The organism is Nocardia sp. NPDC050713 (genome assembly GCF_040654315.1).
In the GTDB taxonomy this organism is placed as follows: domain Bacteria; phylum Actinomycetota; class Actinomycetes; order Mycobacteriales; family Mycobacteriaceae; genus Nocardia.
Map to the genome: position 1 here is coordinate 246,688 of NZ_JBFAHS010000002.1, position 19,297 is coordinate 265,984.

Consider the following 19,297-nt stretch of genomic DNA (forward strand, 5'->3'; position numbering starts at 1 on the left):
ATCCGACTAACTCTCACTTCCACTGTGCGGGCGAAACCTTGGTGGCGATCAGTCCCAACTGAGTCCGCCGCGGCGCCACTCGTAGGCGTAGGCGACCGAGACGTTGAAGATGAACAGCGCCATCGCGGCGAGACCGAAGAGACCCAGCGCGTCGAAGTGAACGGCCCACGGGTAGAGGAACACGATCTCGATGTCGAAGATGATGAACAGCATGGCGGTGAGGTAGTACTTCACCGGAAAGCGCTGTCCGGTAACGTTTCCCGGCCCGCCCGCGACGGCGTGCGGAGTGGGCTCGATGCCGCACTCGTAGGCCTCCAGCTTGGCCCGGTTGTAGCGCTTCGGCCCGATCAGAGCGGCCAAGAGTATGGAAAAGACCGCGAAGGCCGCGGCGACCGCGCCGAGCACCAGGGTCGGCAACTCCATGTTCACGACTGCACTTCCCCTCCTGCGAGCCCTCCCGGGGCTCCTGTACGGCGGCTGGTGGCAGCTTCCGAGGCGGGCTGACGTCGTTGTCCGCCTTGGCCAGACTCGCCCCATGGCCTCGCTCGGCGGGGCGTGCGCCAGGGAGATCAGACACAGCGGGTCTCATGCCCGTGCTCGCGCCCATGTGAGCTACGGCACAGCCTACAACTGATAGGACTGACCGCCACTCCTTTGTTCCCGGTTGTTTGATCGAATTCGGAACTGGGATTTATGACTGATGTGGGGCAATCCGCACGGTCTGTCACGTGACGAACCGGCACGTCGTTCGTGCTGCGCGCACGACGCCAAGCTACCGCCGAGTATCTTCGCTACCGATGAGTCGCCCGCGACGATCGCGCGACCGAACGCGACGGTATTGCTCGGCGGCGTACCCGAAGGGCGATTGGTGACGATTGCTCATTAGTTGCTGGGCCGGATGGATCGAATCGGCGATGCGATCCACCGGTCGAATGATGAGGAATTGCTATTAATCAGGCAGCGGTGCGGTCGTGCAGCAGCGCGACGACGGCCTCGGTGAGCCGGATCGGATCGATCGGGTGCGCGACGGCGGCTTCGGCCCGCGACCAGGTCGCCAGCCAGGCGTCGTCCGGCCTGCCGGTGAGCACGAGCACCGGTGGGCACTCGTCGATCTCGTCCTTGAGCTGCTTGGCGATGCCGAGTCCGCCCGCGGGCGTCGATTCGCCGTCGAGGATGGCGAGGTCGATGCCGCCCTCGTCCATCCGCTCGATGACCACCGGCGCCGTGGCCACCTCGAGGTAGTCGAGTTCGGGTAGCTCCGGGTGCGGGTTTCGGCCCAGCGCCAGCATCACCTGGCGCCGGGTATCGGCGTCGTTGCTGTAGACCAGCACCCGCAGCGGGGTGGAACGAGTCGAGTCGGCCACGCAGGGATGGTACGTCCGCGGCGGTCCGCGGCGTGGCAGGTTGGCGCAGATCGATGCGCGCGTCGTCGCGGGTGGGTTGCGTGGGTACAAGGTGATCGCAAGCGCTCCATAGGAATTAGCCGGTACCATCCGGCGAATGCGGGGAGATCTCACCCCGGTCCTCGTCGACACCGACGTGTGGACCGATGACTTGCTCGACAGGGCCGGGATACCGGTCATCGATGTACCGTTCGTGACGATCGGCAGCGGAATCGGGTCGTTCGCCGCCTTCGACACACTCCGGATCTACGGTGTGCCCGCGCGTTCGATCGCGGTGCTCGGTCCGCAGGACGTGCCGTGGGCCGGGTACGAATATCTGACCAGGGTGTCGCAGATTCCGCGCGGCGAGCGACTCCGCAGCGATTCCGGCAGCACCCCCGAGAACATTTGGGGCTTCCCGTCGTACGCGGTACGCGAGGCGATTGCCGACAAGTCGCTGGCGCCGCTGTGGAACGTGCTCACCGAGCCGATCCTCACCAATTACTACACCCCGCGCGCCGGTCAGGCCTTCGCCGCGATGGAGCGCGAGTACCACCGCGTCGACTACGCCCGCTCGCTCTACAAAGGGCAGGTCCGGATGGTGCGCAGGCGCCACGGCGGCGGTTATTACACGATCCTGACTCCACCCGACGGCGCGACGCCGACCAAGCGCGTGGCCTTTCGCAGCACGTACGTGCACGTGGCCGTCGGCTATCCGGGATTGCGGTTGCTGCCCGACCTGCAGGCCTATCGCGAGCGCTTCCGCGACCCCACCCGCGTCGTGAACGCCTACGAACCGCACGAACACGTCTATCAGGCGTTGCAGCGAAGACCGGGGACGGTCATGATCCGCGGCGCGGGGATCGTGGCGAGCCGAGTGTTGCAGCGTTTGATCGATGATCGCGACCAGTACGAACTCGACACCCGGATCCTGCACCTGTTCCGCACCTACGTGGCGGGACCGCAGGGACCGAGCGTGTTCCTGCGCCGCAAGGGCGGCGACGGTTGGTCCTACCAGGGTTTCAACTGGCCCAAGGGTGCGTGGGGCGGGCAGCTCAAGGCGAAGCTGCGCGGGCTGGAAGGTGAGCAGCGCGCCGCGCTGTACAAGTCGCTCGGTGGAACGACCACGCCGGTGCGCAAGAGCTGGCAGGAACAGTTGCGGCGGGGCCGCGCGCAGGGCTGGTATCAGGTGATGGCGGGCACGGCGCGCGATCTGCGGCCGGCCGACGGCAGGCCGGGCGTGGTGACGACCATCTCGCCGGATGTCGAGGCGCCTTTGCCGTTTCGACCGCCGAGCCAGCCGTTCGAGGCGCACGCCGACTACGTCATCGACTGCACCGGATTGGAAGCCGATATCCGCGAACACCGTTTGCTGGCCGATCTGCTCGACCACACGGGCGCCGGACGCAATCCGGTCGGCCGACTCGACGTGGACCGCACCTTCGAGCTGATCGGCACCCGCAGCGGCACGGGGCGCATGTACGCCGCGGGCAGCGCGACGCTCGGCGGCTACTACGCGGGCGTCGACTCGTTCCTCGGGCTGCAATACGCCGCACTGGAAATGGCCGACGACCTCGCCGCGCTCGGCTTCTGCCGGCGCCTCGGCCCGCTGCGCTCCGCGCGGCAGTGGTGGCTGTGGGTCAACGACAAGAAGATCTGAGCGATGACTCCCACTCTGAACGGGCGAATCCAGACCCGTGTTCTCGTGCTCGGCGCGCTCGGTCTGCTTGTCGCGTTGTTCATCACGCCGCTGCTGCCGACCGGTTCGCTCTCACTGGGCCAGTCCTATCGGGTGACGCTGTCGGTGCTGCTCGCGGTGATTCTGGTCGGCGTGCTCTGGGAGCTGCTGTACCACTTGCTGCAGCAATTCCGATGGGAGAAGGACTGGCCGACGCTGTTCGGGTTGCTGACGATGGTGAACGAGGGGCTGCTGATGTGGCTGCTGCTCCGCACCACCACGATCGTGCTGCCCGAGCAGCTGCGGCCATCGGCGGCGGCGTTCCTGATCCACTTCGTGGTCACCTGGATCGTGTTCTGGCTCTTCGTGAACGGGCCGATCCGGCTGTTCTTCCACCGCTGGCGGTACAACGGAGGCAGGTTCCTGTGAGCGGGGCGGTGCGCCGTCCGAGCCGGGACGGGCGCCGCGAAGGAGGACGGCGGTGACGGATCCGCGGGTCGAGGTGCTGCCTGGGACGCACCTTGTGGCGTGCCACGGCGGGGTGGTCCTCGTGGTGGCCAACCGGGACGATGTGACGGCGACCGAAGACACTCTCGCGGGCGCCGTCCTGATCGCGCTGCGCGAACTGGTGGACGAGGCGGCGGCCAAGGAGCCGAAGCGCACCGGACGCATGTTCGCACGCCTTGCCACCACCTGGCTGATGAGTCTCGATGACGAGGACGCCGTCGAGTTCGGAGTGCTCACACCGGCCGCCACCGGACTCGCGGTGTTCCTGCACGGGCGGGTCAGCGCGGTGCTCGCCGGCGCCGACCGCTCGGAGGTGCTGCGCGGCAGCGACGCCGGTTTCACCGTGGACCGGGTGGTGATCCCGGCGCCCGCGATCGGCGCCGGGTTGTTCGTGGACGAGGCGGATCGGGGGAGCGAGCTGCCGGGGATTCGCGGAGTGTGCACGTTGGCGGAAGGTGCCGTTCCGGGGTCGGGTGCGGTGCTCTGGTACGGGCAGCCCGTGTCGAAAGTGGCGGTGGTAAAAGGACATAAGCCCTCGGTCGCACGGGGGCAGCGGCAGACCGACGATCGATCGAGTGCCGCGCAGCGGACCGCGGAGATCGACCTCCAGGAGACGTTGGCGCCGAGCGCGCCGGTCGACGACGAGACCGCGGTGCCACGACCGTTCACACCGGAACCGGATCGACGCGCGCCCAAACCGGTCGACGGTGGACACAAACGCGGGAGCTCGCCGGTGCGGCCTGACACCGGGCCGGAGCACTCGTCCGGCGGCCGCCCGATCGACAGCGGGCATGTCGCGTCCGGGCCGGGCCGCCAGCCCGAACCGGCGGTGTCGCGTGGCGCGGACGAGCGGCGGGTGATCGTCAAGGGCTACAAGTGCGCGCGTCAGCACCACAACGACCCGCGGGTGTCGTTCTGCGCGGTCTGCGGAATCCGCATGGACCAGCTCACCTGCGTCCTCACCGACGGCGAACGCCCGCCGCTCGGCCTGCTGCTGTTCGACGACGGCACCTCCTACATCCTCTACTCCGACTGCGTACTCGGCCGCGAACCCGACCACTCCGAGGCGGCGCGGCGCGGCGCCCGCCCGATCCGTGTGGAGGACGCCTCCGGCGGCATGTCCCGCACCCACGCCGAGATCCGTTTGAAGGACTGGGATGTCACCGTGATCGACAGCGGCTCCGCCAACGGCACCCACATCCGTCAACCCGGCCACCAGGACTGGACCCGCGCCCTCCCCGGCCACCCGGTGATCCTGCAACCCGGCGCCCAAATCCTCCTCGGTGGCCGCACCGCCACCTTCGATTCGCAGCACGGTCAGATGTGAGCGCGGGGTGACCCACTTCACTGATTGATGCTGTCAGGAATTCGCGGGCTGTCTCGTTCAGGGAGCACGCGAACCAGACAGGAGCGAATCATGAAGCACCGCATCGTCGTCCTCGGAGCCGGATACGCCGGAGCCTTCTCCGCCGGGTATCTGGCCCGCCAACTCCACTCCGACGACTTCGAGATCACCGTCGTCAACGCCGAACCCGATTTCGTCGAGCGGCTGCGCAACCATCAGCTGGCAGCCGGGCAGGAGCTGCGCCACCGGCCGCTGACGGAGGTGTTCGCCGGCACCGACATCCGGCTCCGGGTGGCGCGGGTGACCGGCGTCGACGTCGAGCATCGGACGGTCACCGTCGCCGACGGCGCGGGCATCGGTCTGCTCGAGTACGACACCCTCCTCTACGCGCTCGGCAGCTCCGTTGCCGACCACGGTGTCCCCGGCGTCGACGAGCACGCCTACCACGTGGCCGCGCGGCCGGCCGCGCTGCGCCTGCGCGCGCGCCTTGACGAACTGGGCGAGGGCGGGAAGGTGCTGGTGGTCGGCGGCAACCTGACTGCGATCGAGGCCGCCACCGAGATCGCCGAATCCCGCCCCGAACTTCGCGTCAGCCTCGTCACCAGCGGCGAACTCGGCGGCTGGTTGGGTACCAAGGCCCGCCGCCACCTGCTGCAAGCCTTCGACCGGTTCGGTATCACCATCCACGAGCACACCGCCATCGAGCGCGTCGAGGAAACGGCGGCGATCGCCGCCGACGGCACCGCTTTCACCGCCGACGCGACCGTGTGGGCCGCAGGCTTCGCCGTCCACCCCATCGCCGCCGCCAGCGGCCTCGCGGTGGAACCCAACGGCCAGATCACCGTCGACCGTCAGATGCGGTCGGTCTCGCACCCGGATGTCTATGTTGCCGGTGACAGCGTCTTCGTCATCGGCGAGAACGGTCGGCCGTTGCCGATGTCGTGCGCTTCGGCGGGATTCACCAGCCAGCAGGCGACGGCCGCGATACTCGGCGATCGGACCGGGCGCAAGATCAAGGCGACCTCGCTGGCGTATGTCGGCAACCACATCAGCCTCGGCCGCAAGGACGCGATCTTCCAGCTGGTCGACGGTGACGCGCGGGCGAAGTCGGGGGCGCTGTGCGGCCGGACGGCCGCGCGCGTCAAGTCGGCGATCCTCACCACCGCAGCATGGACCCTGAGCCACCCGACCTTCGGAAAGCCGAGTCGCCGGTACCGCTTGGCCACCACCCGAGAGCACTCGCTCGACGTGGTCGCCGCATAGAGTCGTGCTCATGGACACTGCCACCGTGGCGCGTTTCGAGGCCAGCCGGAATCGGCTGGCCTCGCTCGCCTATCGTCTGCTCGGCTCGGCCGCCGACGCCGAGGACACGGTGCAGGACGCTTTCCTGCGGTGGCAGGCCGCCGACCGGGAGTACGTCGAAGTGCCCGAGGCCTGGCTGACCAAGATCGTCACCAATCTGGCGATCGACCGGCTCCGTTCGGCGAAGGTGCGGCGCGAACGCGCGGTAGGCACCTGGATGCCGGAGCCGCTCCTGGACCGCGACCCGATGCTGGGCCCGGCCGACACCGTCGAGCAGCGCGAATCGGTGACGCTGGCGGTGCTGACCCTCATGGAGCGTCTGTCGCCGGTCGAACGGGCCGTTTACGTGCTGCGCGAGGCCTTCGCGTACAACCACGCCGAGATAGCCGAGATTCTCGGCATCACCGAATCCGCGAGCCAGCAACACGCCCACCGGGCCCGGCGTCGAATCGCCGCCGCCCGCAACGCCGCCGACACAGACCCTGCCTCCGCGCGGCGAATCGTCGAGGCCTTCGTCGATGCGGCCGCCTCGGGCCGGACCGAACGGCTGGTGGCGCTGCTGACCGATGACGCGACCGGCATCTCCGACGGCGCAGGCGGGCTGGCCGCGAGGCTGATCCGGTACTCGACTCCGCAGCGGCTCGCCGAGGCGGTGCGGGCGGGCTTCAAACCGTCTGCGGCCAAGCGGCGATTCGCCGGTGGCTCACCCTCGATCCACGCTGCCGTGGTGAACGGTTGCCCGGCCATGCTGTTCACGCTCGACGACCGCGTCCTCGGCGTCGCGATCCTGGAGATCCGTGGCGACAAGATCGCAGGCATGCGCAGCATCGCCGCCCCGGCCCGACTCCGTCGCATCACAGCGGAGTGGCAGCGGCGAGAGCACGATCCCCCGCTGATCGAATCGTGGTGACCGACTGGCCGACACGCGAGTGATACGCATCACATCCTGTCGGGATCGCCGGTGCCGCGGTGTCTTGTGTTCGAGCCCCTCGGAGCGAATGAGACACCCCGCTCACCCTGCGATGAATCCGGGCGCGAGTGTTGGCGGTGGCCAGCGGCGCACCCGATAGCCGATCGGGCTCTACGACAACGTCGTTGGATTTTGGAAGGCGTCTTCGCCCACTTCGGCGCGATCCATGATGTGCGTGAGAAACAGGCGCGTGGTGGGGGTGGGGGTGCGGGTGGTGATGGCGTGCCAGGCGCGGTCCAGGGGCGTGCCGTCCACCGGCAGGACGCGCAGTGCTCCGGTTTCGATGTGGTGTTCGACCGCGTCGTTGTGAATCAAGGTGACGCCCAATCCTTCTCGGGCCGCGGCGATCACCGCGCCGTGCGAGCCGAGGGTCAGGGTGGGTGGGGAGATCTGGAGTTGGTCGAGTAGGGCGAGGGTGGCGTCGCGGGTGCCGGAGCCGCGGCCGCGCAGCAGCCAGGTGGAGCGCAGCGGGTCGCGGCTGCGATCGGGCGCGCCGACGACGACGAGCTGGCTGGCGCGCCGGGCGCGGGTGACCAGGCCCGCGTCGCGCGGCGGGCGGCCCGCGATGACGAGATCCGTTTCGTGGTGCAGCAATTCGACGAACAGCACGTCGCGCGGATGGATGGACAGACTCAGTTCGATGTCCGGATAGCGGTTGCGGAACTTGGCCAGCGGGCGCAGCAGCACGGACTCGCCCGCGGTGGCCACCACGCCGATGCGCAAACGCCCGATCTCGGCCTGCCGCACGGCGGCCTGGGCTTCCTTCATGAGACCGAGGATGCTGCGGCAGTATTCGGCGTAGACGCGCCCCGCCTCGGTGAGCGCGATGCCGCGACCCGCCTTCGCGATGAGTTTGGCGCCCAGCTGTTTCTCGATGTGGGCGACCGCGGCCGATACCGCCGCCTCGGTGACGTGCAGCTGGGTCGCCGCGCGCCGGATGCTGCCCTGGCGGGCGACGGTCAGGAATGTTTCCATCCGCGCCGCACTCACCATACCCACCCACCGACGGTAGCAAACCCGAAGAAAAGGTTGAGGATTACCAGAAACATTCAAATTGTTTGTGGTCGATGGCCCCGTCATCCTGGAATTCGCAACGCCCACAACGCTCCAGGAGGAACGATGGCCGAAGAGATCGAACGGGATCGGTGGGATCCGGGCGTTCAGTCGTATGCGTCGATGGGGTATTACGCTCCGGACTATCAGCCGTCGGACACCGATGTGCTCGCCGTGTTCCGGGTGACACCGCAGCGTGGCGTGGATCCGATCGAGGCCGCGGCCGCCGTCGCGGGTGAATCGTCCACGGCCACTTGGACTGTGGTGTGGACCGACCGGCTCACGGCACACTCGAAGTATCAGGCCAAGTGCTACCGGATCGACGAGGTTCCGGGCAGGCCGGGGGAGTACTTCGCCTACATCGCCTACGACATCGATTTGTTCGAGGAGGGTTCGATCACGAATCTGACGTCCTCGGTCATCGGCAATGTGTTCGGTTTCAAGCCATTGCTCGCGCTGCGCTTGGAGGACATGCGCATTCCGGTCGCGTACGTCAAGACCTTCCAGGGCCCGCCGCACGGCACGGTGATGGAGCGCGAATACCTCAACAAATACGGCAGGCCGTTGCTCGGGGCGACGGTGAAGCCGAAATTGGGGCTCTCCGCGCGTAATTACGGCCGGGTGGTCTACGAGGCGTGCAAGGGCGGCCTGGATTTCACCAAGGACGACGAGAACATCAACTCGCAGCCCTTCATGCGCTGGCGCGACCGGTACCTGTTCGCCATGGAGGGCGTGAACCGCGCCATGTGCGAGACCGGCGAGATCAAGGGCCACTATCTCAACGTCACCGCGGCCAGTATGGAGCAGATGTACGAACGCGCGGAGTTCGCCAAGGAACTCGGCAGCGTGGTCATCATGATGGACTTGACCGTCGGCTACACAGCGATGCAGTCCATGTCGCATTGGGCGCGGCGCAACGGGGTGCTGCTGCACCTGCACCGAGCGGGCCACGCCACCTTCACCCGCCAGAAGACGCACGGCGTGAGCTTCCGCGTGCTGGCCAAGTGGTGCAGGCTCATCGGCGTCGATCACCTGCACGCGGGCACCGTGGTCGGCAAGCTGGAGGGCGATCCGGCCACGACCAAGGGGTTCTACGACACGTTGCGGGAGAACCACATTCGCACCGAACCGCGCAACGGCATCTTCTTCGATCAGGAGTGGGCCAGCCTGCCCGGGGTGATGCCGGTGGCCTCCGGCGGCATCCACGCGGGCCAGATGCACCAGCTGCTCGACCTGTTCGGCAACGACGTGATCTTGCAGTTCGGCGGCGGCACCATCGGCCATCCGCTGGGCATCGCGGCGGGCGCCGAGGCCAACCGGGTGGCGCTGGAAGCGGTGGTGAAGGCGCGCAACGAGGGCCGCGATCTGCTGAAGGAAGGGCCGGACGTGCTGCGCAAGGCGGCCGAGATCTGCCGACCGCTCGACGTCGCGCTGGCGACCTGGGGCGATGTCACCTTCGACTACACCTCCACCGACGCACCCGACGCGGTGCCGACGGCCAGCGTTTGAAAGGCGTTCGCATGTATCTGCGTCACGGAACCTTCTCGTATCTGCCCGATTTCACCGACACCGAGATCGCCGCGCAAGTGCGCTACGCGCTGCTCAACGGGTGGCCGGTGTCGATCGAGTACACCGACGATCCGCACCCGCGCAACGCGTACTGGGAGATGTGGGGTCTGCCGCTGTTCGATCTGGACGAGCCCGACGGCGTGCTCGCCGAGATCGACGCGTGCCGGGCGACCTTCCCGCGGCACTACATTCGGGTGCTCGCCTACGACGCGAGCTACACCAGGCAGACCACAGCGCTGAGCTTCCTGGTGCAGCGTCCGCCGGAGGAGCCGGGCTTCACCTTGACCCGCACCGAGGGCCCCGACCGCGTGCAAACCTACGGACTGCGCGCCTACGCCACCGATCACCCGCAGGGACAGCGGTATGGCGGCTGATCGGAACGGCTCCGGTTTCCGCTTGCACCGGCCGGGTGTCGACGACCCCCGGCCGGTGCACGCCGCGGCCGACTCCGAGCCCGAGGCGCCCGTGCTCGGGCCGGACGCGACGCTGGATCTGTCGACCGATATCGCGGGCAACGATGTCGAGGACACGCTGAGCAGGCTGGACGCCGAGCTGGTCGGCCTGGCCAATGTGAAGCTGCGGGTGCGCGAGATCGCCGCGCTGCTGCTGATCGACCGAGCCCGGCAGCGGTTCGGTCTCGACGCCTCGCGACCCACCATGCACATGAGCTTCACCGGCGGCCCTGGCACCGGCAAGACGACGGTGGCGCTGCGCATGGCCGAGATGTTGCACGCGCTCGGCTACATCCGAAAGCCCAAGGTGCACACCGTGACCCGCGACGATCTGGTGGGTCAGTTCATCGGGCACACCGCGCCGAAGACCAAGGAGGCGCTGGCCAAGGCGGCGGGCGGGGTGCTGTTCATCGACGAGGCCTACTACCTGTTCCGGCCGGAGAACGAGCGCGACTACGGGCAGGAGGTCATCGAGATCCTGCTCCAGGAGATGGAGAACGAACGCGGCAGCCTGGTGGTGATCTTCGCGGGCTATCCGGATCGGATGGAGCGCTTCTTCTCCGCCAATCCGGGTCTGTCGTCGCGGGTCGCGCATCATCTCGAGTTCGTCGACTACACCCACGCCGAGCTGATGGCCATCGCCGAGTTGATGGTGGCGCGGGAGAACTTCCATTTCGATCCGGCCGCGGCCGCGGCGTTCGCGGAGTATCTGGAGTTGCGGATGACACGACCGCGCTTCTCCAATGCCCGCAGCGTCCGCAACGCGCTGGACCGGTGCCGGCTGCGCCAGGCCAAGCGTCTGGTGGAGCTGCGGCGACCGCTGACCAGGACCGATCTGATCACGCTGACCGACCGGGACGTGTACGGCAGCAGCGTGTTCACCGACAGCGGTGCGCGCGACGGGGCAGCGGAGCGCCGCTCGTCGGGCACCACCGAGCAGCCGGACGGGCCAACCGCGAGGGCCCCCGCATGACCGATTGAGACGCGATGCCAGAAGGACTGAAGACCCTCACCCGCTACACGATCGAGGAGGAACACCGGCACCCCGGTTCGTCCGGTGAGTTCTCCGCCCTGGTGAACGTCGTCGCGACCGCGACGAAGATCATCGCCAACCAGGTGACCCGTGGCGCGATCGTGGGGTCGCTCGGCGCCTCCGAACCGGACAACCTGCCGCCCACGGTGCACCGCAAGCTCGATGCCATCACCAACGACATCATGGTCGCGGAAACCCAATGGACCGGCCATCTCTCGGCGCTGCTCTCCGAACAGATGCCGGAGATCCATCCCGTGCCGGACACGCACCGGCGCGGGAAATATTTGTTGGCGTTCGATCCGCTGGACGGATCCAGCAATATCGACGTGAATCTGCCCGTCGGCACGATCTTCAGCGTGCTGCGCGCGCCGGAGCGGGTGTGGGGGCGGCAAGGCGGCGAGCCGACGGCAGCGGACTTCCTGCAAGCGGGCGCCGAGCAGGTGTGCGCGGGCTTCACCCTCTACGGCCCGGCCACCATGCTGGTGCTGACCACCGGCCGCGGCGTGGACGGATTCACCCTCGATCGCGAGATCGGCGCCTTCGTGCTCACCCACCCGCGCATGCGGATCCCCGAGGACACCGCGGGCTTCGCCATCAACGCCGCGAACGAGCGGTTCTGGGAGCGTCCGGTGCGGCGATACGTGCACGAATGCCTGGACGGTGTCGACGGGCCGCGCGGACGCGATTTCAACATGCGCTGGGTGGCCTCGCTGGTGGCCGACACCTTCCACATCCTCACTCGCGGCGGGGTCTACCTGTACCCGCACGACACCCGCCCGCCCGCCCGGCCCGGGCGGGTCGCCTTGCTGTACGGGGCGAGTCCGGTCGCGTTCATCGTCGAGCAGGCGGGCGGGGCGGCGACCACCGGTGTGGAGCGGGTGCTCCAGGTGACCCCCGACGACGTGCACCAGCGGGTGCCGTTGATCTTCGGCTCCCGCAACGAGGTCGAGCGCATCGAGCGCTACCACCACGAGCCGGACGAAGGGCCCAGCTTCGACAGTTCGCTGTTCGGCAACCGGTCGCTGTTCCGTTCGGCCGGTCGCTGATCCGGCGCGCCGAAACCCGTTGTCCGGCAATTCAGGAGGTGCCATGTCGGTCAAACATCCCGTGGTCGCGATCACCGGTTCGTCCGGTGCCGGCACGACCAGCGTCACCCGAACCTTCCAGGAGATCTTCCGCCGCGAGGGAATCAACGCGGCGATCGTGGAGGGCGATTCCTTCCATCGCTTCGATCGCAACGAGATGAAGCTGGCGATGGCCGAGGCCGAGCAGAACCGCAACGTGCGGTTCTCGCATTTCGGCGAGGAAGCGAATCTGCTGAAGGAGCTCGAGACGCTGTTCCGCGACTACGGCGAGACCGGCGTCGGCACGGTGCGCCGCTACCTGCACGACGACGCCGAGGCCAAGCCGTACGGTCAGCCGGCGGGCACCTTCACCCCGTGGGAAGAACTCGCTCCCGGCAGCGATCTGCTGTTCTACGAGGGGCTGCACGGCGCGGCCGTCACCTCGACGGTGGACGTCGCGCAGTACACCGACCTGCTCGTCGGGGTGGTGCCGATCATCAATCTGGAGTGGATTCAAAAGGTTTATCGCGACAAGACCCAACGCGGCTACTCCAGCGAGGCCGTGATCGACACCATCCTGCGCCGCATGCCCGACTACGTGACCTACATCTGCCCGCAGTTCTCCCGCACCTACGTCAACTTCCAGCGGGTGCCGACCGTGGACACCTCGAATCCGTTCACCGCTCGCAGTATTCCGACCGCCGACGAGAGTTTCGTGGTGATCCGTTTCGCCGATCCGAAGGTCATCGACTTTCCGTATCTACTGTCGATGCTGCACGACTCGTTCATGTCGCGGCCGAACTGCATCGTGGTGCCCGGCGGGAAGATGGAATTGGCGATGCAGCTGATCTTCACGCCGCTGATCCTGCGGTTGATGGACAAGCGGCCCAAGCGAAGCTGGTGAGCCTCAGAGCTGGCCCTCTTCGCGGCGGCGATCCTGTTCCCGCTGCCGCTCCGCTTCCTGCCGGCGAGCCTCGGCGCGCTGTTGCTCGGCGCGCTCCCGCAGGCTGCGCAGGAATGCCTCGTCCTCGTCGGGGTTTTGTGCGATGTGGCGACCGGGGCGGTCGTACTCGGCGTAGCGGGTGGTCGAGCGGGTGCGCGGTTCGTGTAGCGGGCGCCCGGCGAAGAGCCAGAGCAGCGCGCCGATGGTCGGGATGAGGACGACGACGAGCAGCCAACCCATCTTCGGCAGATGCCGGATGCCCGCTTCGGGGCAGGTGATGATGTCGACCAGGCAGTACACCCAGAGAGCGAGGGTGAGGAAGCCGAGCACGGCGTAAGGCATGCGATCTCCTTGCGACGACGGAAAAGTCCCGGACCGTTCGCGGTTCTCGAAGATCGAAGTGAGTCCCCCCGCTGAACCGGCCGCGCACGAGCTTACGGGTAGTGAGTCAGTCGGGCAGCAGGGGCACCGACAGACCTTCGCCGCGGTTGATCAGCGCCGCGCGGGTGACGGCGGCCGAGCCGAAGCGGCGGCGTAAGTCGTCCAGGGTGGCGTCGAGGGTGTTGGTGGCGCGCGCCTCCAGCGGCAGGGTGAGCTGGACCGCGTCCGCGTCGTCGAGATTGGTCAGCGCCAGGCCGATCAGGGTGAGCCCGCGCTCCTCGATCATCGGCATCGCGTCGGTGAGCAGCTGGCGCGCGGCGCGCAGCAGGGTGTCGGTGTGGTCGGTGGCCTCGGCCAGTGTGCGGGATCGGGTGGCGCGGCTGAAATCGTCGAAACGCATGCGCAGCACCACTGTTCGGCAGACCCGGTCGGCGGTGCGCAGCCTGCGGCCGAGTCGGTCGGTGAGACCGTGCAGGTAGGCCTCGATCTCGTCGGCGGGGCGGGCGCGGCGGCCGAGGGCGCGTTGCGCGCCGATGGAGCGACGGCGGCGACCGGTCTCGACGCGGCGCGGATCCCTGGCCATCGAGAGCGCGTACAAGTGGCGGGCGGCCGCGGGGCCGAGGAAGCCGCGCAACGCGTTCTCGCCGAGATCGGCCAGCTGCCCGATCCGGGTGACGCCGTGTTCGTGCAGCGTGCGGGCGGTGACATCGCCGACGCCCCACAGCCTTTCGACCGGAAGCGGATGCAGGAAGTCGAGCTCGGCGGAGGGCGGCACCAGGCGAAGTCCGTCGGGCTTGGCCACCGCGCTGGCGACCTTGGCGAGGAACTTGGTGCGCGCGATGCCGACCGAGATGGGCAGGCCCACTTCGTCGCGCACCCGCGCCCGCAGCCGCTGGGCGATGTCGAGCGGCGGACCCGCGATCCGGCGCAACCCGCCGACGTCGAGGAACGCCTCGTCGATCGAGATCCCTTCGACCACCGGCGTGGTGTCGCGGAAGACCTCGAACACTGCCTTGCTCGCCTCGGAATAGGCGCTCATGCGCGGGGGCACCACGATCGCGTTCGGGCACAGCCGCCGCGCCTGCGCGCCGTTCATCGGAGTGCGCACCCCGAACGCCTTGGCCTCGTAGGACGCCGCGAGGACGACCCCGCCGCCCACGATCACCGGTTTGCCGCGCAGTCCGGGATCGTCGCGCTGTTCGACGGAGGCGTAGAAGGAGTCCAGGTCCGCGTGCAGGATCGAGGCCTCGGCGCGCGCCTCGATGCGCGGGCGTTCCCGGCCGCGCGGCGGCGCGACGGCGGGAGAGGCACGGCGATCGGACACGAACATATGTTCGCATACGCGGCGACGAACCGCACCGATCTACGGTTTGCCTCCGTAGTCAAAGCCGATCCTCGGTACCCTTTGGGCGACAGTAGATCGGACGACGATGAGGGAGTCGGTACGGTGCGCGGATTCGGAGACCTGGAGGCGGTGATCATGGACCGCATCTGGGACAGAGACGCGGAGTCCACGACGGTACGGGAGATTTTCGAGGAACTCTCCGCCGAGCGCGGCATCGCGTACACCACGGTGATGTCCACCATGGACAACCTGCACCGCAAAGGATGGCTGGCGCGGGAGCGGGCGGGCAAGGCCTACCGATACTGGCCGACGCTGACCCGCGAGGAGCACAGCGCCCGGCTGATGCTCGAGGCGCTCGGCTCCGGCGGTCGCTCCGACCTGGTGCTCAGCCATTTCGTGGACCGGATCAGTGCCGAGGAGTCGGCGGGACTGCGGGCGGCACTGCGCAGGCTGACCGCGCGACGAACCCCCGAGGCCCCGTGAACGTCGCGCTGTGCCTGATGGCATACGGCAGCACCGTCGCGGTCTTCGGACCGCCGGTGCTGCACCGGCTCACCCGCCGCGGCGTCGCGCCGCGGCTGGGGGTGCTGGCCTGGCTGGTCGCCATCGCCGGGGCGCTCGGCGCCTGGGTGCTCGCGGCCGGTCTGCTGGTCGTCGAGTTCGCCACCTATTGGCGGCATCCGAGCGAGGCGCTGCGCGCGTGCTATTCGGTGCTGTCGTTCCCGATGCACATGCACGGCTGGGCCGCGCAGCTCGTCACCTACTCGCTGGCGGCGGTGCTCGCCTCCGGCGTCGCGGCGGTGTCGTTGCAGGCCGCGCGGGTGGCGCTGCGTCTGCGCCGCCGCACCTTCGCGCACGGGCGCGCCGTGCGGATGGTGGGGCGTGAGCTGCCCGAGGTCGGCGCGGTCGTGCTGGATTCGCCGGAGCCGCAAGCCTATTGCGTCGCGGGACGGCCCGAGACCATCGTCGTCACCAGCGCCGCGCTGGACGCGCTGACCCGCGAACAGCTGGCCGCGGTGCTGGCCCACGAACACGCACACCTGCGCGGCCGCCACGCCGCGCTCACCGCCACGTTGCGCGCGATGGCGACCACCCTGCCCGGACTGCGGCTGCTCACCGCGGGCAGCGCGGAGATCGGCAGGCTGCTCGAGATGTGCGCCGACGATCGCGCGGCCCGGGTCCACGGTCGCGAACCCCTGCTCGGCGGGCTGCTCGCCCTGGTCGGCGCGGGCGCCCCGGTGCCGGTTGGCGCGCTCGGCGCGGCCGGGACCGCGGTGCTGGCCCGCGCCGAACGGCTCGTCGCCCCGGTGCGCGGCGTGCACCGCGCCACCAACCGCACCGCGCTGCTCGGCGTCATCGCGGCCACCGTCATCGGGCTGTTCGAGATCGCCGTCGGCATTCTGTTCTGCAGCACGTTGATCAACTGACCGAGTCCGCACATGGCGGGTTTGTCGGAGCCCGGGTGTAGCGTGCGGCACGATCATCGGCTGACACAGGAGGATCGGGTGCGCGTCACCTGGGATCAGGTTTTCGCCTGGCGGCTCGCCCGCCAATATGTCGCGCGGCCCACCGCGGCGTCCGTGCCCGAGCTCGTCGGTCGCCTGTGCGGTGTGCAAGCGCAGGTCACCTCGGCGGCGGAAACGGCGGTCGCGCTGCGCAGCGCCGCACCCGAGGACGGGGCTGTGGTGGCCGCGCTGTCCAACGGCACGCTGATCAAGACCTGGGGCATGCGCGGCACCCTGCACGCCATGACGCCCGCGGGAGCCGCCGCCGTGCTTCCACTCATCGCGTCCGCCCGGACCTGGGAAAAGCCTTCGTGGCAGCGCACTTTCGGCGCGACGCCCACGGAGGTCGCCGCATTGACCGAGGCGGTGGGCGGGATTCTCGCCGACGCAGAACTCACCCGCGAAGAGCTGGTCGAGGCGCTCATCGCCGACCGGGCCTTCCACGAGCTTGGCGAGGAGTTGCGCTCGGGCTGGGGCGCGCTGCTCAAACCGCTGGCCTGGCAAGGCGCGATCTGCCACGGACCGGCGCGCGGGAGCAAAGTGACCTTCACCAGCCCGGCGCGACTCGTAGCGGACTGGCCGGGGCTCGCCGAGCCCGAGGTCGCCGCGCCCGCTGCCATCACCGCCTATCTCGGCGCCTACGGCCCAGCCACACCCGAGACCTTCGACGCCTGGCTCAGCCGCAACAGCCTGCGCAAGACCACCGTTCGCGGCTGGTTCGCCGAACTCGGCGACGCGCTCACGACGGTGGAGGTCGAGGGTCGTACCGGCTACATCCTCACCGAACACGCCGACGAACTCGCCACGACCGAGCCGACCCCCTCTGTCCACCTGCTCGGCCCCTTCGACCAGTACGTGCTCGGCCCGGGCACCGGCGACACCGAACTGCTCCCTAAGGCGCACCGCGCACGCGTCAGTAAGACCGCGGGCTGGATCGCACCGCTCGTCGTCGTGGACGGGCGTATCGCGGGCACTTGGGAACTCGACGGATCCGAACTGCTCGTCAGCATGTTCGACGGTGCGCCGCTGCCGAAGAACCTCGACGGTGCCGCAGCTCGCGTTTCGCGCGCGGCCGGTCTGGACGGGGTAGCCGTGCGGGCGGCCTGAGGACCACTGTCGCCGCGCTGTGTTCGGCGTTTCGATCCGCGTCCTCGCCGGGCGGACAGAACAGTCCCGCGTCGAAAGTGATCGAACGCAGGCCGCGGCCGATAAGCTGCAGGTCGGGTCAGTAGTGATTCGTGCCGCGCGATCATCGACGGCCGTCCTGCCCGACCGCGTTCGTGTGCTGTCCTCGTCCCAGGGAGGTGGTGCCGTGTTTATACGTCGAGCCATACTGATCGCGGTAATTCTGTGGGCGATACCGCTGCTGGCCGCACCCCACGGACAGACCCAGCCGCCGAGCTCCGGCAACGGAGGCTGCGCCCAGGGCGGTCTGATGACCGGCCGATCGACCCCCGGCACCGGTAGCGCCGGACAGAACATCCACCGTGAGGCGACCCTGCGGGACTGCGCCAGCCCACTGCTCCCAGGCATCTACGCCGGACAGTTCAGCGTGACCATTCCGTGGAACGCGGCGGGTGCGACCAGTACGGCTACCTTCACCTGGTCGGACGGCCGCGTCAGTACGGCGACCGGATACGGTAATGGCCTGTGGTCGATCACGAGCGGACCGGCGAGCGGTCACGGGATCCAGTTCCATATGGCCGACACATGGATCGGCTGGTACTTCAGCTACGCCGACGCCACCGTCATCTCGGCGACCTTCCTACCCTGAACGCAATCCGCGGCTCCGAGAACGCATCTCGATGCCCGCTGCCAACACGGTCCTACGCCGCCAGTACCCGTTCGAGCGTGGCGTAGCCTGCTGGTTCCCGACAGCACGGCCCATACCTGCGACACAACGCGATCCGGCCGTCGGCAGGCAGTCGCCCACCGACGGCCACACCCGCGCGGTCAGACGTAGGTGAAGGGCAGTGCGTTGCTGATGCCGTCCAGCTCCACTTTGACAGTGACGTCCACGGTGCCTGTTCCCGTCGGGGAGATGGCCGTGATCTGGGTGTCGGAGTCGATGGTGAACGTGGTCGCCTTCGTACCGAAGCGCACGGTCAGAGGACCGACATTGCTGAACCCGGAGCCGGTGATCACGACAGTGCTGAATGTCGTCGCTGGGCCGGTATTGGGTGTGAGGGCGGTGAGTACAGCTGCCATGGTTCGACTCCAAGCCGAATAGTGAAATGGATTATCTTGCAACGGATGTCGATCTTCTGCGGCAACCGCTACATATCCAGTAAGCCACCGAAACCGGACTTCGGCAAGGAATCCGAAGGGGATTGCCGCACGGATAGGTGACAACCGAGTTGGCTTTCCCCTCGGGTGGCTCGAGAGGGTGTCATCGTGCCCAAGCCCTATCCCCGCGAGTTTTGTGACAATGTCGTGCGCGTCGCTCGCAATCGTGACGACGGTGTGACGTTGGACCAGGTCGCCGCCGATTTCGGGATCCGCTTGATAACGCTGTCGAAAATGGACGAGCCGACGTCGACGGGATCCCCGTCGCGGTGGCGTGCCGGGTGTTGAATCTCGCGCGTCAACCGTACTAACGGTGGCTGACCGAACCGGTCACCGGCGCCGAATTCGACGCTGCTTATCGGGTCGCGCCCGGTTCGACGTCCTCCGCGGCGACCCGGAATTCGGCTATCGATCGAGGGATGTAGCCGGCTGCATTCTGCACACCGACCGTGGGGCTCAATTTCGACGCCGAAAGTTCGTGC

Annotated in this window: 20 protein-coding genes; 14 read left to right on the plus strand and 6 right to left on the minus strand. The window is 68.2% G+C overall.

Translation table 11 applies throughout. The features are described from left to right. Nucleotides 1-48: 48 nt before the first annotated feature. Nucleotides 49-429, minus strand: coding sequence for an NADH-quinone oxidoreductase subunit A (locus AB0H49_RS04425; protein ID WP_355001660.1), 381 nt, complete (start codon nt 427-429; stop codon nt 49-51). Between the two features lie 524 nt (nt 430-953). After that, on the minus strand, nt 954-1,289 hold the full coding sequence (locus AB0H49_RS04430) for a hypothetical protein (RefSeq protein WP_355001724.1): 336 nt from the start codon (nt 1,287-1,289) through the stop codon (nt 954-956). A 211-nt stretch (nt 1,290-1,500) separates the two neighbouring features. On the opposite strand from AB0H49_RS04430, the gene AB0H49_RS04435 reads away from it, so the two are divergent. The 5 genes from AB0H49_RS04435 (at nt 1,501) to AB0H49_RS04455 (ending at nt 7,124) form a co-directional block, all read left to right on the plus strand. Then, entirely contained in the window at nt 1,501-3,042 is a 1,542-nt protein-coding gene (locus AB0H49_RS04435) for a hypothetical protein (RefSeq protein WP_357247083.1), read from the plus strand. Nucleotides 3,043-3,045: 3 nt separating this feature from the next. After that, nucleotides 3,046-3,489, plus strand: a complete 444-nt coding sequence (locus AB0H49_RS04440; RefSeq protein ID WP_355001658.1) for a hypothetical protein — start codon at nt 3,046-3,048, stop codon at nt 3,487-3,489. 52 nt (nt 3,490-3,541) lie between these two features. Beyond that, complete coding sequence (locus AB0H49_RS04445) at nt 3,542-4,894, plus strand: FHA domain-containing protein (protein WP_357247087.1); 1,353 nt, start codon at nt 3,542-3,544, stop codon at nt 4,892-4,894. A 90-nt stretch (nt 4,895-4,984) separates the two neighbouring features. Then, on the plus strand, nt 4,985-6,175 hold the full coding sequence (locus AB0H49_RS04450; protein WP_357247090.1) for an FAD-dependent oxidoreductase: 1,191 nt from the start codon (nt 4,985-4,987) through the stop codon (nt 6,173-6,175). A gap of 10 nt (nt 6,176-6,185) precedes the next feature. Beyond that, the gene (locus AB0H49_RS04455) at nt 6,186-7,124 is read left to right on the plus strand and encodes a sigma-70 family RNA polymerase sigma factor (protein ID WP_357247093.1); all 939 of its coding nucleotides are present in this window, start codon (nt 6,186-6,188) and stop codon (nt 7,122-7,124) included. A gap of 171 nt (nt 7,125-7,295) precedes the next feature. Here the strand turns inward: AB0H49_RS04455 and AB0H49_RS04460 are convergent, their stop codons facing one another. Continuing rightward, the gene (locus tag AB0H49_RS04460) at nt 7,296-8,177 is read right to left on the minus strand and encodes a LysR family transcriptional regulator (RefSeq protein ID WP_357247941.1); all 882 of its coding nucleotides are present in this window, start codon (nt 8,175-8,177) and stop codon (nt 7,296-7,298) included. 126 nt (nt 8,178-8,303) lie between these two features. Between AB0H49_RS04460 and AB0H49_RS04465 the strand changes: the two genes are divergently transcribed. The 5 genes from AB0H49_RS04465 to AB0H49_RS04485 are packed head-to-tail and all read left to right on the plus strand — an operon-like array spanning nt 8,304 to nt 13,259. Then, nucleotides 8,304-9,746, plus strand: a complete 1,443-nt coding sequence (locus AB0H49_RS04465; RefSeq protein ID WP_355001654.1) for a form I ribulose bisphosphate carboxylase large subunit — start codon at nt 8,304-8,306, stop codon at nt 9,744-9,746. 11 nt (nt 9,747-9,757) lie between these two features. After that, nucleotides 9,758-10,180, plus strand: a complete 423-nt coding sequence (locus AB0H49_RS04470; protein WP_355001653.1) for a ribulose bisphosphate carboxylase small subunit — start codon at nt 9,758-9,760, stop codon at nt 10,178-10,180. Next, nucleotides 10,170-11,231: an AAA family ATPase gene (locus AB0H49_RS04475; protein WP_355001652.1), complete on the plus strand. Its 1,062-nt coding sequence runs from the start codon at nt 10,170-10,172 to the stop codon at nt 11,229-11,231. The genes AB0H49_RS04470 and AB0H49_RS04475 overlap by 11 nt, the downstream gene beginning before the upstream one ends. Nucleotides 11,232-11,245: 14 nt before the next feature. Next, nucleotides 11,246-12,337: a class 1 fructose-bisphosphatase gene (locus AB0H49_RS04480; protein ID WP_355001651.1), complete on the plus strand. Its 1,092-nt coding sequence runs from the start codon at nt 11,246-11,248 to the stop codon at nt 12,335-12,337. 43 nt (nt 12,338-12,380) lie between these two features. Then, entirely contained in the window at nt 12,381-13,259 is an 879-nt protein-coding gene (locus AB0H49_RS04485) for a phosphoribulokinase (RefSeq protein WP_355001650.1), read from the plus strand. A 3-nt stretch (nt 13,260-13,262) separates the two neighbouring features. Here the strand turns inward: AB0H49_RS04485 and AB0H49_RS04490 are convergent, their stop codons facing one another. Together AB0H49_RS04490 and dinB are read right to left on the minus strand one after the other, a co-directional pair. After that, nucleotides 13,263-13,640, minus strand: a complete 378-nt coding sequence (locus AB0H49_RS04490; RefSeq protein WP_355001649.1) for a PLD nuclease N-terminal domain-containing protein — start codon at nt 13,638-13,640, stop codon at nt 13,263-13,265. A 106-nt stretch (nt 13,641-13,746) separates the two neighbouring features. Beyond that, entirely contained in the window at nt 13,747-15,009 is a 1,263-nt protein-coding gene (gene dinB, locus AB0H49_RS04495; RefSeq protein ID WP_357247099.1) for a DNA polymerase IV, read from the minus strand. Nucleotides 15,010-15,126: 117 nt separating this feature from the next. Here dinB and AB0H49_RS04500 point away from each other — a divergent pair, with 117 nt between their 5' ends. From AB0H49_RS04500 to AB0H49_RS04515, 4 genes are all read left to right on the plus strand, one after another. Continuing rightward, a complete protein-coding gene (locus AB0H49_RS04500) occupies nt 15,127-15,507 on the plus strand; it encodes a BlaI/MecI/CopY family transcriptional regulator (RefSeq protein WP_281292405.1) in 381 nt (126 codons plus the stop codon). 17 nt (nt 15,508-15,524) lie between these two features. Then, nucleotides 15,525-16,451 carry a M56 family metallopeptidase gene (locus tag AB0H49_RS04505; protein WP_355001647.1) on the plus strand — a complete coding sequence of 309 codons (927 nt, stop codon included), beginning with the start codon at nt 15,525-15,527 and terminating at the stop codon, nt 16,449-16,451. A gap of 78 nt (nt 16,452-16,529) precedes the next feature. Then, the gene (locus AB0H49_RS04510; protein ID WP_357247103.1) at nt 16,530-17,636 is read left to right on the plus strand and encodes a winged helix DNA-binding domain-containing protein; all 1,107 of its coding nucleotides are present in this window, start codon (nt 16,530-16,532) and stop codon (nt 17,634-17,636) included. A 205-nt stretch (nt 17,637-17,841) separates the two neighbouring features. Then, on the plus strand, nt 17,842-18,303 hold the full coding sequence (locus AB0H49_RS04515) for a hypothetical protein (protein ID WP_357247106.1): 462 nt from the start codon (nt 17,842-17,844) through the stop codon (nt 18,301-18,303). A 179-nt stretch (nt 18,304-18,482) separates the two neighbouring features. Here AB0H49_RS04515 and AB0H49_RS04520 read toward each other — a convergent pair whose 3' ends face one another. Next, entirely contained in the window at nt 18,483-18,737 is a 255-nt protein-coding gene (locus AB0H49_RS04520) for an IPT/TIG domain-containing protein (RefSeq protein WP_355001644.1), read from the minus strand. Nucleotides 18,738-19,297 lie beyond the last annotated feature (560 nt).